16 protein-coding genes are annotated in these 12,900 nt (G+C 43.3%); 11 read left to right on the top strand and 5 right to left on the bottom strand.

Annotated elements, in window-relative coordinates:
* Window positions 1-88: 88 nt before the first annotated feature.
* The 3 genes from ASG02_RS12425 to ASG02_RS12415 form a co-directional block, all read right to left on the bottom strand.
* Window positions 89-511 (bottom strand): VOC family protein, encoded by a 423-nt coding sequence (locus ASG02_RS12425; protein WP_056063916.1) that lies wholly within the window; start codon window positions 509-511, stop codon window positions 89-91.
* Between the two features lie 379 nt (window positions 512-890).
* Window positions 891-1,634, bottom strand: a complete 744-nt coding sequence (locus tag ASG02_RS12420; protein WP_056063912.1) for a hypothetical protein — start codon at window positions 1,632-1,634, stop codon at window positions 891-893.
* Between the two features lie 81 nt (window positions 1,635-1,715).
* Complete coding sequence (locus tag ASG02_RS12415; RefSeq protein ID WP_056063909.1) at window positions 1,716-1,937, bottom strand: hypothetical protein; 222 nt, start codon at window positions 1,935-1,937, stop codon at window positions 1,716-1,718.
* Between the two features lie 276 nt (window positions 1,938-2,213).
* Here ASG02_RS12415 and ASG02_RS12410 point away from each other — a divergent pair, with 276 nt between their 5' ends.
* The 10 genes from ASG02_RS12410 to ASG02_RS12365 all read left to right on the top strand — a co-directional run bounded on the left by ASG02_RS12410 (window position 2,214) and on the right by ASG02_RS12365 (window position 10,833).
* Window positions 2,214-3,227 (top strand): LacI family DNA-binding transcriptional regulator, encoded by a 1,014-nt coding sequence (locus ASG02_RS12410; protein WP_056063906.1) that lies wholly within the window; start codon window positions 2,214-2,216, stop codon window positions 3,225-3,227.
* 190 nt (window positions 3,228-3,417) lie between these two features.
* On the top strand, window positions 3,418-4,725 hold the full coding sequence (locus ASG02_RS12405; RefSeq protein WP_056063903.1) for an ABC transporter substrate-binding protein: 1,308 nt from the start codon (window positions 3,418-3,420) through the stop codon (window positions 4,723-4,725).
* Window positions 4,726-4,783: 58 nt separating this feature from the next.
* Window positions 4,784-5,680 (top strand): carbohydrate ABC transporter permease, encoded by an 897-nt coding sequence (locus ASG02_RS12400; RefSeq protein ID WP_035411191.1) that lies wholly within the window; start codon window positions 4,784-4,786, stop codon window positions 5,678-5,680.
* A 3-nt stretch (window positions 5,681-5,683) separates the two neighbouring features.
* Window positions 5,684-6,607 (top strand): carbohydrate ABC transporter permease, encoded by a 924-nt coding sequence (locus ASG02_RS12395; protein ID WP_081780419.1) that lies wholly within the window; start codon window positions 5,684-5,686, stop codon window positions 6,605-6,607.
* A gap of 22 nt (window positions 6,608-6,629) precedes the next feature.
* The gene (locus ASG02_RS12390) at window positions 6,630-7,976 is read left to right on the top strand and encodes a GH1 family beta-glucosidase (protein WP_056063900.1); all 1,347 of its coding nucleotides are present in this window, start codon (window positions 6,630-6,632) and stop codon (window positions 7,974-7,976) included.
* 167 nt (window positions 7,977-8,143) lie between these two features.
* Entirely contained in the window at window positions 8,144-8,617 is a 474-nt protein-coding gene (locus tag ASG02_RS12385; protein WP_056063896.1) for a hypothetical protein, read from the top strand.
* Window positions 8,618-8,731: 114 nt separating this feature from the next.
* Window positions 8,732-9,250, top strand: a complete 519-nt coding sequence (locus tag ASG02_RS12380) for an RNA polymerase sigma factor (RefSeq protein WP_056063894.1) — start codon at window positions 8,732-8,734, stop codon at window positions 9,248-9,250.
* A complete protein-coding gene (locus ASG02_RS12375) occupies window positions 9,234-10,088 on the top strand; it encodes an RsiV family protein (protein WP_056063890.1) in 855 nt (284 codons plus the stop codon). The genes ASG02_RS12380 and ASG02_RS12375 overlap by 17 nt, the downstream gene beginning before the upstream one ends.
* 114 nt (window positions 10,089-10,202) lie before the next feature.
* A complete protein-coding gene (locus ASG02_RS12370; protein ID WP_056063887.1) occupies window positions 10,203-10,499 on the top strand; it encodes an excalibur calcium-binding domain-containing protein in 297 nt (98 codons plus the stop codon).
* Between the two features lie 154 nt (window positions 10,500-10,653).
* The gene (locus tag ASG02_RS12365; protein ID WP_056063884.1) at window positions 10,654-10,833 is read left to right on the top strand and encodes a hypothetical protein; all 180 of its coding nucleotides are present in this window, start codon (window positions 10,654-10,656) and stop codon (window positions 10,831-10,833) included.
* 77 nt (window positions 10,834-10,910) lie between these two features.
* Here ASG02_RS12365 and ASG02_RS12360 read toward each other — a convergent pair whose 3' ends face one another.
* Window positions 10,911-11,234, bottom strand: coding sequence for a thioredoxin family protein (locus tag ASG02_RS12360; protein WP_023466923.1), 324 nt, complete (start codon window positions 11,232-11,234; stop codon window positions 10,911-10,913).
* A gap of 299 nt (window positions 11,235-11,533) precedes the next feature.
* Between ASG02_RS12360 and ASG02_RS12355 the strand changes: the two genes are divergently transcribed.
* Window positions 11,534-12,403: a cation diffusion facilitator family transporter gene (locus tag ASG02_RS12355; RefSeq protein WP_053452503.1), complete on the top strand. Its 870-nt coding sequence runs from the start codon at window positions 11,534-11,536 to the stop codon at window positions 12,401-12,403.
* 44 nt (window positions 12,404-12,447) lie between these two features.
* Here ASG02_RS12355 and ASG02_RS12350 read toward each other — a convergent pair whose 3' ends face one another.
* The gene (locus tag ASG02_RS12350; RefSeq protein ID WP_056063880.1) at window positions 12,448-12,789 is read right to left on the bottom strand and encodes an ASCH domain-containing protein; all 342 of its coding nucleotides are present in this window, start codon (window positions 12,787-12,789) and stop codon (window positions 12,448-12,450) included.
* Window positions 12,790-12,900 lie beyond the last annotated feature (111 nt).

The raw sequence follows: 12,900 nt of genomic DNA, 5'->3' as shown, positions 1-12,900 counted from the left end.
TAGGAACCCCTCCCTTCAATTTATAATGCGCTACACTTGTTTCTTGAATGAATAATGATCCGGCTTCTAACAGCCGGATCATTATTTATTAGCCCATACTCGTTTCATGATTAACCTGCCATTGCACGCCAAACGCATCTTCGACAATGCCGTAGGCTTCACTCCAAAACGTCTCTTGAATCGGCATGATGATCTTGCCGCCTTCAGCGAGCCGTGCGAACGTTTCATGCAAAAGCTCTACATCGGCTAAGTGGAGGGCTAGCGTGATGTTTTGTCCGAACGTCACGGGATCTTGCGGCATGGCGTCTGAGAACATGAGGCGTGTGCCATGGACGACGAGTTGTGCATGTAAAATCAAAGACTGTTGCTCCGGTGGATACGGTTGACCATTTGGTCCGGGACCTGGTCCGAACTCCATGATTTCCGGCATCTCTACCTCGAACACCTCAGTGTAGAACGTCACCGCTTCACGGGTATTTCCATTAAAGACAAGATACGGGTTAATTGGCATGAAAAAGCTCCTTTCATAAGAGGCACAGTATTTCTTTTAAGCATACCAAACGTTTGTTCTTGTAAAAAGACAGAAGTATGTCTATTACTAATTTATTAAGTATAAATGGCTAAAAGTTTTATATAGCTAGTGAATTAGTTACTGAATATAAAATCATGTAGTCTTTTAAACAAATAATGTACAACTTTATACATAGAAAAAATAAAATTATTGATCAAACAAATGAAAAAAATGCAAAAAATGCGTACCAACTGGAACGCTCTTTTTGCATTTACATAGAAATAGATTTTTTAAATGTAAAATGGTAAAAATTTTTCATCAGTTAATGATTAAACCATTAATTAATTGAAACTACTTAACAAAATGGAAGGTCTTTTAATTATTTTTTAGATGTATAGACAAAATAGAAAATTCCATCGGCTTTACCATTAGAGAGTTTTTTAGGTAATCTAACATACCCTGTTTTACTAGTTTTATGACAACCTGTTCCTTGATTTCCGCAGTTTAAGAAATAGCCACTTTTTTTAACTTTATAAGGCTTGAATGCGATATAACCGTATTCTCCCTTTTTCAAATTAAAAGTATAAGAACTTGTGCTAGCTTTTGCTGAAGAATAGCCAATATTTAAAGAAGATTTTATTAATGACTTTTCAAGATCAGAGGCTGCACCGTAAGTTACTGTTATAGTTTTTGTATATGTAACACCATGTCCGATAGAACAAGAGCTAGTCGTACAGCCAATATCCGAAACAACTTTTAAGGGATCTCCTACATAATTAGTAGTTTTTGTAGGCTTAAATTTAAGGTATTCACGATAAGATGCTTTTGTAGAACCTCTTTCTTCTGAATTAATAGAATCTACGTCCTCAGTAGATTCTGAATCATCTAATTGACTACTGAATGTGTTTAAAGAGTTTTCATCAGCAATTTCTTTTTCAGATAGTACCTTAGCATCGCCATCTTCATTCTCTGAAAATGGGATTACATAATTACCAAATTCTTCTGAATAAAATGATTTATCCTCAGAAATTTCAGCTGCTGAGACATTTGGTACATTACCTAAAAACGTAGTCAATATAGATAAGGAAGCTATAATTGTTGCGAGTTTTTTATTATTAATCAATTTAAAATCACTCCAAAATTCAGATTTTTTCATTAAAAATTAAAGCTTACATAGTAAAAAAAGCGGTCAATGCACAAACGGTTAGAATTTTTTTAATTTATTTATGAACAATCCTGATAAAATTAAAATTACTCCAATGACAAAAAAATAAGTTGCATATGTATTAAGATTATATGTCTCAATATCTTCAATACCTACATTTTTTGTAAGTTCTAAATATGCTGTAAATAATTTAATAGTAAATAAAGTAATAATTCCTATTAAAATCGAAAAAATTCCTGATGTAATAAAAGATTTATTCATTGTTTCCCCTCCTCAAATTAGTAATAAATGAAAAACACAAAGTATAGTAAACTTTACTTTAATAAATTAGCATAAATTGTGAAAAAAAAAAGTGATTCTAAAATATTGTAATCTTACAGTATTGAAAGAAACGTAGAGAAACATATACGTAGTTGCACAGTCTTACTATATAATTTTAACAATTTATTTAAAAATCAAAATAACAGTTGTAGCTTTTTCAATTCCCATTTATACTAAATCTATCGAAAGCGCTTTCGGTGAAATGGAGTGAGTAGTATGGGAACAATTTATGATTTAGCGAAGATGACCGGTTTTTCGATCACAACGGTCTCGAAAGCCTTAAATAATTATTCAGATGTCAGTGAAAAGACGAAAGCGAAGATCGTCCAGGCGGCAGCTGAGATGGGATACTTGCCGAATGCACATGCTCAATCGCTCTCGACAAAACGTTCGTGGACGATTGGTGTCATGTTTTCAGAAGCACATGGTGTTGGCATGATGCATCCGTTCTTTAATGCGATCATTGAAAGCTTCCGGAAAGCAACAGAGCAACAAGGTTACGATCTGATTTTTGCATCACGAAATTTACGTAATCGGGACATGAGTTACTTGGAGCACTTTCGACACCGAGCGGTTGATGGCATTGTCGTCATCTGTTCGGACCAGTTGGATCTGCACGTTCAAGAATTGATTCAAAGTACGATTCCGATCGTTGTCGTTGATATGTACAGTCCGGATTGTAGCGTCGTCTATTCCGACAATATTACGGGTGGGCGACTAGCCGTCGAGCATCTATATGAATTAGGTCATCGCCGGATTGCGCATATCGCTGGCGATACGACGACGGATGCTGGTGCAGCAAGGATTGAAGGTTATAAACAAGCAATGACCCAGTTCGGTCTGCCGATTCCGGACGGCTATATTGCAAACGGTGGGTTGTTTTCCGGAGAAGAAGGAAAACGGGCGATGCAAGAGTTGCTGGCGCTACCGGATCGACCGACTGCTGTCTTTGCGGCAGGGGACCAAATGGCAATCGGCGCTATTGAAGCGATTCATGAAGCTGGCTTACAGATTCCAACAGATATCTCACTCGTAGGCTACGATGATATCGAGATGGCGAAGTACATCACACCGAAGCTGACGACTGTCCGGCAAGATACGGAAACGATTGGTCAGCATGCGGCTTCAGTCTTGATCGAACAAATTGTCGATAAACAGCGGATGACGACACAAGACGTCATTCCCGTCGAGTTGATCGTTCGTCATTCGACAGGTCCTGTACCTGTATGACGTGCGACGATTTCGGAATCGCTCTCGCTGGTTGTCAGGGAGAAAACGCGAGAGCGATTCCGAAATTATTTTTACGGCAGTTCCGAAAGGGCTTTCGGGTATTCTCTTGTCATTTTCGAAAGCGCTTTCGAATTAAACGATTAAATTGAAACCGCTTACTTAAAAACTATTTGATAAAGGATGGGATGAAATGAAAAAGACGTTCATTAGTGCAATGACGATTGGTGCCATGATAGCAACTGTCTTAGCGGGATGTACGGGAAGTGGCGAAGACACTACAAGTGGTGGCAAAGAGGTCTTAAAAATCTGGTCGTTTACGGATGAATTAAAAAAACCAATCAAAAAATTTGAAGAAAAGAATGGTGTCAAAGTCGAATTGACGATCGTGCCAATGGCCGACTATCCGACGAAGTTGAAACCAGCTCTTGAAAGTGGCGTCGGAGCACCAGATATCTTCACGGGTGAAATCGCCTTCTTGAAACAATGGGTCGACGCTGGCTACTGGGCCAATTTATCCGAAAAGCCGTTTAATGCAGATGACGTCGCAAAAGACTATATTCCGTATGTATTTGACATGGGGAAAGATAAAGAAGGAAACGTGCGTGCGCTCTCTTGGCAAACGACGCCAGGAGGCATTTACTACAAACGAAGCATTGCGAAAAAAGTACTCGGAACAGACGACCCGAAAAAAATCGGCGGCATGATGAATTCAATGGATGGGGTATTTGAAGTCGCCGATAAAATGAAGCAAAAAGGCTATAAAATGTTCCCGGATGAAGGATCGATTCGTTGGTTCGTTCAAGGCAATGATCCACAACCATGGGTCAACGACAAGCAGGAGCTCGTCTTGACCGATGCGCGAAAAGAATATATGGACTACGCAAAAGAACTCCGTACGAAACAATATACGGCCCTTGCACCGGAATGGTCACCATCGTGGTACGCCGGCATGGATAAACCAGTCAAAGTCAAAGAGAATGGCAAGGAAATCCAGACAGAGGTCTTCTCGTATGTGTTACCGACTTGGGGACTGCATAGCGTCTTGAAGGAAAACGTGAAAAAATCCGCAGGAGACTGGGCTGTCACGAGCGGACCGAGTCCTTACTTCTGGGGCGGAACATGGTTAGGCGTCTACAAAGATTCGAAAAAACAAAAACTCGCCTATGATTTCGTCAAAATGATGACGCAGGACGAAGAATTCTTGACAGACTGGGCAAAGGAAACGGGTGACGTCTTAGCATTCAAGCCAGTCACGGATAAAATCAAGACTAACTTTAAAGAAGATTTCTTGGATGGTCAGAACAACTACGAATTTTTCTTAAAGCAAGCAGACCAAATCAAACCAGGCATCGTTACGAAGTATGATCAACAACTTGACACGCTCTATGGAGCTGCCGTAACAGAGTATGTTCGCGGAAAAAAATCGAAGGATGAAGCTCTTACGGAATTCTATAAAAAAGTCAAAAACGCATATCCTGATGTAAAAGTACCCGAATAACGAGCAGGTGGGGCGCATCCTGCCTCACCTTTTCTCATGGAAGAAAGGAGCTTAACCTGTGAAAAAAATCGATCGCACTGGGTATCTCTTCATCGCACCGTTTTGGATCGTCTTCCTGATCTTCAGTATTTATCCGGTCGCCCTGACATTCTATTACAGCTTTACGAACTATACGGGGGCTGAAGGGGAACAAGTCGTTGGTCTTGCGAACTATACTCGGCTACTGAGTGACAGTTACTTCATCGAAGCGTTCTTTAACACGATCAAGATTTGGGCTGTCAACTTTACCTTACAAATTGGCGGGGCATTGTTGCTTGCATTGCTGTTCTCCGACCTCCAATTGAAATTGAAGGGGCTCGCGTTCTTCCGAGCGACCTTTTATCTGCCGAACTTGATTACGATCAGCTCCGTGGCGTTACTGTTTGGAATCTTGCTCGACTGGCAACATGGCTCGCTCAACATGATGTTGATGAAGATCGGTATCATTTCAGAGCCAATCAACTGGTTGACGCAACCTGTCACGGCACAAGTATCTGTCTCGCTCATCCTGACATGGATGTGGCTCGGTCACTCGTTCATCGTCGTCATGGCAGGCGTGTCTGGCATCTCGAAAGATTATTTTGAAGCGGCCTTGATTGACGGAGCGACCCGATGGCAAATTTTTTCTCGAATCACTTTGCCGCTGCTCAAGCCAATCTTATTGTATATCATGATCACCTCACTGATCGGTGGTTTGCAATTGTTCGACCTGCCGATGCTGATCACAGATGGAATTGGGGCGCCGGACGGGGCACTGAATACGATGGTGCTGTATCTCTATAACCAGGCATTCAAATACAACAACTATGGCTATGCTGCAGCGGTCGCTTATGGGTTGTTTGCCATCACGCTTGTTTTTTCAATCATCGTCTTCAAAGGGATGTTCCGAAAAGAACGTTCACCGAAAGGAGCCTGACCGATGGAACGAAATGCAGAAGCACGCCGGCTCGTGCCGCAAACGGAAGAACAACCAGAACGCTCGGAGCATCCGCTTCGATTGACGCCACCTCCGAAACGAAAAAAACCATGGCTTGGAAAAACGATCATTTACCTCGCATTGATTGCTTTGACGATTGCCTGCATCATTCCATTCTTGATGATGATCGTCAACGCAACCCGTTCGAATGAAGAAGTCCTGTCCGGCTTTTCTTTAATCCCGGGCAACTCGCTTGCTGACAACTACGCGGCGTTGAGTTCGTACGTTAATATCTGGTCCGGCTTTAAAAACAGCTTGATCATTGCTGTACTCGTGACCGTCTTGTCGGGATACTTTTCCGCCCTGACCGCATTCGGTTTTGCATTCTATCAATTTAAAGGAAAAAATGTCTTGTTCGTGTTCATGCTGATCATGATGATGATTCCAGGACAGCTCGGATTGATCGGTTTTTATGAGCTCAGCAAAAACTTAGGATTGCTCGATAGCTTCATTCCGCTCATCGTACCGGCTATTGCTAGCCCGTTCACCGTGTTCTTCATCCGGCAGTACGTCCAGACGGTCCTCCATCCCAGTTTGATTGAAGCAGCGCGTATCGATGGAGCAAGCGAATGGCGGATTTTCCATACGATCGCCTTACCGATGATGATGCCCGCGATCGCGACGATGTCGATCTTCACCTTCATCGGTTCTTGGAATAACTACATCATGCCGCTCGTCTTACTCTTCTCGCCAGAAAAGTATACGCTCCCGGTCTTGATGGGATTCTTAAAAGGTTCACAAGTCGCAGAGAACTTAGGGTCACTGTATCTCGGCATCGCGATTTCCGTCGTGCCGATCATGATCGCTTTCTTGTTCCTCTCGAAGTATATCGTTAGCAGTATCTCGGCTGGTGCCGTCAAAGAATAATTCGTCAAAGGAGATGACATACATGAAATTTGCACCAAACTTTGTATTCGGAACGGCCACATCGTCGTATCAAATCGAGGGCGCTTACAACGAAGGCGGACGGACGCCTTCCATCTGGGATGCGTTTTGCGCAGAAGATGGCAAGGTCTTCAACTGGCAAAACGGTAACGTCGCTTGTGATCATTACCATCGTTATGAAGAGGACATCGCCCATATTAAGAAGCTTGGCGTCGATACGTATCGCTTCTCGATTGCCTGGCCACGGATTTTTCCGCAAAAAGGAATTTATAATCCCGAAGGCATGGCGTTTTATAAGCAGCTTGCAACACGCTTGCGCGAAGAGGGCATTAAGCCGGCTGTTACACTGTATCATTGGGATTTGCCACTCTGGGCGTACGAAGAAGGCGGCTGGGTCAACCGAGAATCGGTCGACTGGTTCCTTGATTTTGCACGGGCATGTTTTACGGAGCTTGACGAAGTCGTCGACTCTTGGATTACGCACAATGAGCCGTGGTGTGCTGGGTTCCTCAGCTATCACATCGGGGAACATGCACCCGGTCATACTGATCTGAACGAAGCCGTTCATGCGGTGCATCATTTGCTCTTATCTCACGGAAAAGCAGTCGAGATGCTGAAGGAAGAGATGAAATCAACGACACCGATCGGCATTACACTCAATCTGGCGCCTAAATATGCAAAGACAGATTCGGTCAATGATCGGTTAGCGATGAATAATGCAGACGGCTATGCGAATCGTTGGTTCCTTGATCCGGTCTTTAAGGGACATTATCCGGTCGACATGATGAATCTTTTCTCAAAATATGTCCATTCGTTTGCTTTCATCCAGGAAGGGGATATGGAAACGATTGCTGTACCGTGTGACTTCCTCGGGATTAATTTCTATAGCCGTAACCTTGTCGAATTCAGCGCAGCAAATGATTTTCTACAAAAAGCTGCGTATTCTGACTACGACAGAACCGCGATGGGATGGGACATTGCACCGAACGCATTCAAGGACTTAATTCGCCGATTGCGGGCGGAATATACAGATTTACCGATCTATATTACAGAAAACGGAGCCGCATTTGACGATGAGCTGATCGAAGGACGGGTCGCCGACCAAAACCGAATCGATTATGTTGCGCAACACTTGCAAGCAATCTCGGATTTAAACGAAGAAGGCATGAATATTGATGGCTACTACTTATGGTCGCTTCTTGACAACTTCGAGTGGAGCTTCGGTTACGAAAAACGCTTCGGAATCCTGTATGTCGATTTCGAGACACAGGAACGAATTTGGAAAGACAGTGCTCATTGGTATGCGAACGTGATTAAGCGACATAAAGCTACGCTTCCCCAAAGCGTATAAGGAAAAAGGCAAGGACGACTCATTGTCCTTGCCTTTTTGCCCGGATTAAATAAAAAAATCAATAGAGATGGGGTGAAAAAATGTGTAAAAGAAAAAGGATTAAAACCCATCATATGGAATGTAAAGGATAGAAGTGACTTCTATTCGTTTTCAGGGGAGGAAACGTCATGCGTCAGAGGGACTTACCGTATCGGTTCATCTTCATTTTAAGTTTACTTGTCATGATCGGAATCAACGGATGGTCCGCTATGCTCTATCCGGACGGAACGATTAACGGATGGCAAAGCATTGCCTCCGTCGCCTGGCTTATTGGTTTAGTCGGGTCTATATTCTATATCAAAGAAGATAAAGCGCTTCGACTTATAGTCTGGTATATCCGGATTGGTCTCGTTGCGGCGTTATTCATTTACGGTGTTTCGTTACTTGAAGGCGCGTTTTCTGAGACGATTTGGTTTGATGGGCTTGCGAGTGTTCAGTTCATATTCTATTTCCTGTTCGTCATCCCGTTGTTTGGATTAAATGCCTGGACGGATGTTCTGTTTGGTGAGTTTTCGTTATACATGAGTGTTCTGTACGGTATCGCCTTGATCACGCTTCACGTAAAAGTCTGGAATGATGCATCACGGCATTTAGATTATTGATTCAAAAAGGTGACCTTGTGTCGCCTTTTTTTGTTGTGTCGTCAACTTTTTTCTCGACTCGCCCGTCTTAATGATGTATACACAGAACGATATCGAAAAAAGGAGCCGCGGCCTATGACCTCTCGCCAAATCAGAAAACGGGAAAAAGCATTCGTCCGTTTTTTAAAGCAATACAAACCGAATCTCTACTGGTTAGCCTACAGTTATATGAAAAATGAACAGGATAGTCTGGATGTCATTCAGGACAGCATCCAAAAAGCGTTACAATCACTCGACCGACTCGAGGATGATGAACGGATGAAAGCCTGGTTCTATCAGATTTTGACACGAACAGCGATCGATGCGATCCGGAAACGTCAGCATAGTATCAGTTACGACACGGAGCGACTGATCGAACTTGTCGCGACGAAAGAAGATACATACCCGGATTCCGATTTACGACAGGCGCTCGAGGAGCTCCCGGTCATGTACCGGGAAGTCGTCATCTTACACTATTTCGAGGACTTGATCTTAAAAGATGTCGCGACGATTTTAGAGCTGAATCTAAGTACGACCAAGTCTCGCCTCTATAAAGGGTTGACCTTACTGAAAATGAAATTGAATGGAGATGATCTAGATGTCAAACAAACTTGATGATCTGAAACAGGCTTACCAACAACCACCGGTCCCAAAAGAACTCGATGAAATGATTGCCCGAGTTGAGCGTCGAACTCGTCCTTCGCGGACGAAGCAATCCGTGTTGATTACAGCGGCCGCCATCACGTTATTCGTCGGTGGATTAAATAGTAATGCGTCGTTTGCGGACGCGATGGCGAAGGTGCCGGTCTTCGGTCAACTGACTGAGATCGTGACGATCGACTGGAAAGAGACGAAGACACAACAGTCGGCTGATATTAAAGCACCCCAAGTGACGTTACCGGACAAAGCGCTCGAGCAACAGCTGAATGAAAAGTATATCGCGGAAGGACAAGCGTTATATGAAAAGTTCAAACAAGAGACGCACGGACAAGAGGGAGTATTTGCGATCGATAGCCGCTACGACATCAAGACGGATACGGACGACCTGTTGTCGATTGGTCGAATCGTCACCGAGACACGGGCAAGTGCATCGGAAAGCGTCCAGTACGATACGATTGATAAGAAGCAACAGCTTGTCCTGACGTTACCATCCTTGTTCAAGAATGACAGATATATCACGACGATCAGTGATTATCTAAAGGAAGAGATGCGTCGGCAAATGAAGGCAGATGAAGGGAAAGTCTACTTTGTCGAAGGAACACCAGATGTACCGGAGAGCGAACAGTTCAAGCGCATTTCCGCGAAGCAAAATTTCTATATTACAACAGACCACAAATTAGTCCTGTCGTTTGATGAATACAGCATCGCTCCAGGATATATGGGCATCGTTGAATTTAAGATCCCGACTTCAATCTTAAAAGGCGACCTCGTCAGCTCATCCTATATTCGTTGATTGTCAGATTTTAAAAATCATTGACGTAAAAATGAAAAAAGGGAACAATTTCTAAAAATGACTTCTTATAATCAAAAGACGAATTGTTGTTTTTTGAAAAAAGGAGGGATCCCTATGAAAAAATGGAGTCGGCTCGTACTAGCGGGTGTCGTCAGTCTTGCCTTGATCCATGTTCCAGAAACCAGTGAAGCGGCAACGAAAGCAAAAGCCTTTTCCAGTTGTGCAGAAATGCAAAAGACGTATAAAGGCGGTGTCGCGAAAAAAGCGGGTCTAAAGAATCGGACCGGGTATGACAAGAATGGAAAACCGATCTACAAAGCAACAAAGTACAAGGCATACGTGAGTCTTGCGACGTATAACTTAAACACGAAAAGAGACCGGGATAAAGACGGCATCGCGTGTGAACGTTAAAAAAGTAAAAGTAGTCTTTCTCGAGCGAGAGAAAGACTACTTTTTTGTAGATGTTCGTTGTTCCTTTCAATTATGTAATCCTTGGAAAATCCTGATGTATGGTAGTGTTATAGCGATGAAAGACGACAAAGACGTATTGAGTAGGAGGACTACGATGCGAAAACGAGATTATCTGATTTTCTTTATTCTTTTTTTCATTCTGAATCTCATTAATTTCTTAGGAACTCTAGGTATGCAGGATGTTTTATCGATTGTGGTCGTCGCTCTGATCGAAGCAGCGATAGCTGGAACGATTACGAATCTGTTCACTCGCATCTTTTTTAAGAAAAGCTGAGAAGGATTGAAGTAGCACTCCAAATCAGATCGGTACATAAAAAATAACCTGACGCTGCGGCGTCAGGTTATTTTTGCTTAGTTGAAGTTTTGCTTTAAGAATGCTGTAACTTCTTCTGGTGTTTTCGCATTTGCACTGTGCAAATGCGCTAGTTTTTCATTGTTTTTAAAGACGAGCAAGCTTGGGATTCCCATGACATCGTGGTTCGATGCGATTTCAGGGAACTCATCCTTGTCGATCGTGTGGATTGGTAAGTGGTCGAACTGGGACTCGACGTCCGGCATGAAATAGTCCATCCGTTTGCAGTCCGGGCACCAGTCTGCTTCGAACTTGATGATGACCGGTGCATCACTTGAAATCAATTCCTTGAATGTTTCTTCACTCTTAATGAATTCTGCCATTGTGAGAACTCCTCCTCTTGGTGTTGTACCTTTAGTCTACCGATTCCCTTCAGAACTTGCACGAATTATGTTCGTCAAAGAGTCTGACAAGTCAAAAAAGTTGGTTGCTCTTTAAGATAATGCTACCGATTTTCTTTAAAAGAGCCACATGACTCAATCAAATTCAGTTTGGTATAGGGAAACATTATTGCGCTTTTGTTAATTACCTAGTTCGAAACAAAATGATTTCTCTAGACCCACTCGATTTCCGACTGGTACGATGAGGTTTGCTAATCGCAGAGAAAGTGGGGGCGACGAGAATGGAACAACAAAAATACGATAATCTAAAACGCGGCGAACGCGGTGCGATGATCAGTATCGCAGCCTATATCTTGTTATCATCTTTAAAATTAATTATTGGTTATACAGCAGATTCCGCCGCACTCCGGGCGGACGGTTTGAACAACGCGACGGACATCATCGCGTCGATTGCCGTCTTAATCGGCTTACGGATCTCACAACGTCCTGCAGATGACGATCACAAGTACGGACACTGGAAAAGTGAGACGATTGCCTCGCTCGTAGCTTCCTTCATCATGATGGCAGTCGGTCTCCAAGTCTTGATCGATACGATCTCGACGTTATTCGAAGGCAAGCAGGAATCGCCTGATGTTCTTGCAGCGTACGTCGGAATTGGTTCAGCTCTCGTGATGTACTTCGTCTATCGTTACAATAAGAAGTTATCCGAGGAGATTGAAAGCAAAGCCGTCATGGCGGCAGCGAAAGATAATCTATCCGATGCTTGGGTCAGTGTCGGGACGACAATCGGGATCGTCGGATCACAGTTCGGCATGCCCTGGCTTGATGTCGTGACAGCGATCATCGTCGGCTTCTTGATCTGTAAGACAGCGTGGGATATCTTCACGGAAGCGTCACACGAACTGACAGATGGCTTTGATGAGAAGAAACTGAAGATGTACGAAGATGTCATTTTCGATCTCGAAGGTGTCAAAGGCATCAAGTCAATCAAAGGACGTAACTACGGCAACAATGAAGTCGTCGATGTCGTCATCCTCGTCAACTCCACCTTGAATATCCATCAAGCGCACGATATTGCGACACGTGTTGAGGATACGCTGACGGAAGAATACGGAGTTTATGATATCCATGTTCACGTCGAACCCGAATGAATTCAAAAACGTCTTTTCTACGCTGACTGTAGAAAAGACGTTTTTTATGGCAATAACTCGATATGAAGAGCCAGTGCTCCGTACTGTTGCTCGGCTTCTGGTGAATAGATCGTATACGTAGATGTTACGAGTTCATCGATCGACCAACCGACGCAGTCGATGGATTCCTGTGATACGTGTTCATACAGTGCTTGAAAATCTTGAAATGTCTCCCGTTTCGTCACCTGGACGAGTAGCGTCTCGTTCGTCTCCGTATGCGTGAACTGAATCTGATCACCGACTTGTACTTGTTGGCGTTTCAGATCATTGAGTCGAATTTCGACCGTTCTCAGCCGTTGTTCAATCGAACGAAACGGTACTTCATATAATCCCATCTCATGTCTCATCTATCTCCACTCCTTCTCTACAAAAGCATAACAAAACTATGTGATTTTTCACACTGCCTTTTCGTTGACAACTAGAAATAATCAGCGTATTTTAATTCATATAAGTAATTG

The organism is Exiguobacterium sp. Leaf196, assembly GCF_001423965.1.
Classification (GTDB): Bacteria; Bacillota; Bacilli; order Exiguobacteriales; family Exiguobacteriaceae; genus Exiguobacterium_A.
Note: the sequence above shows the minus strand (reverse complement) of the source record. Positions and strands in the feature narration are given on the sequence as shown.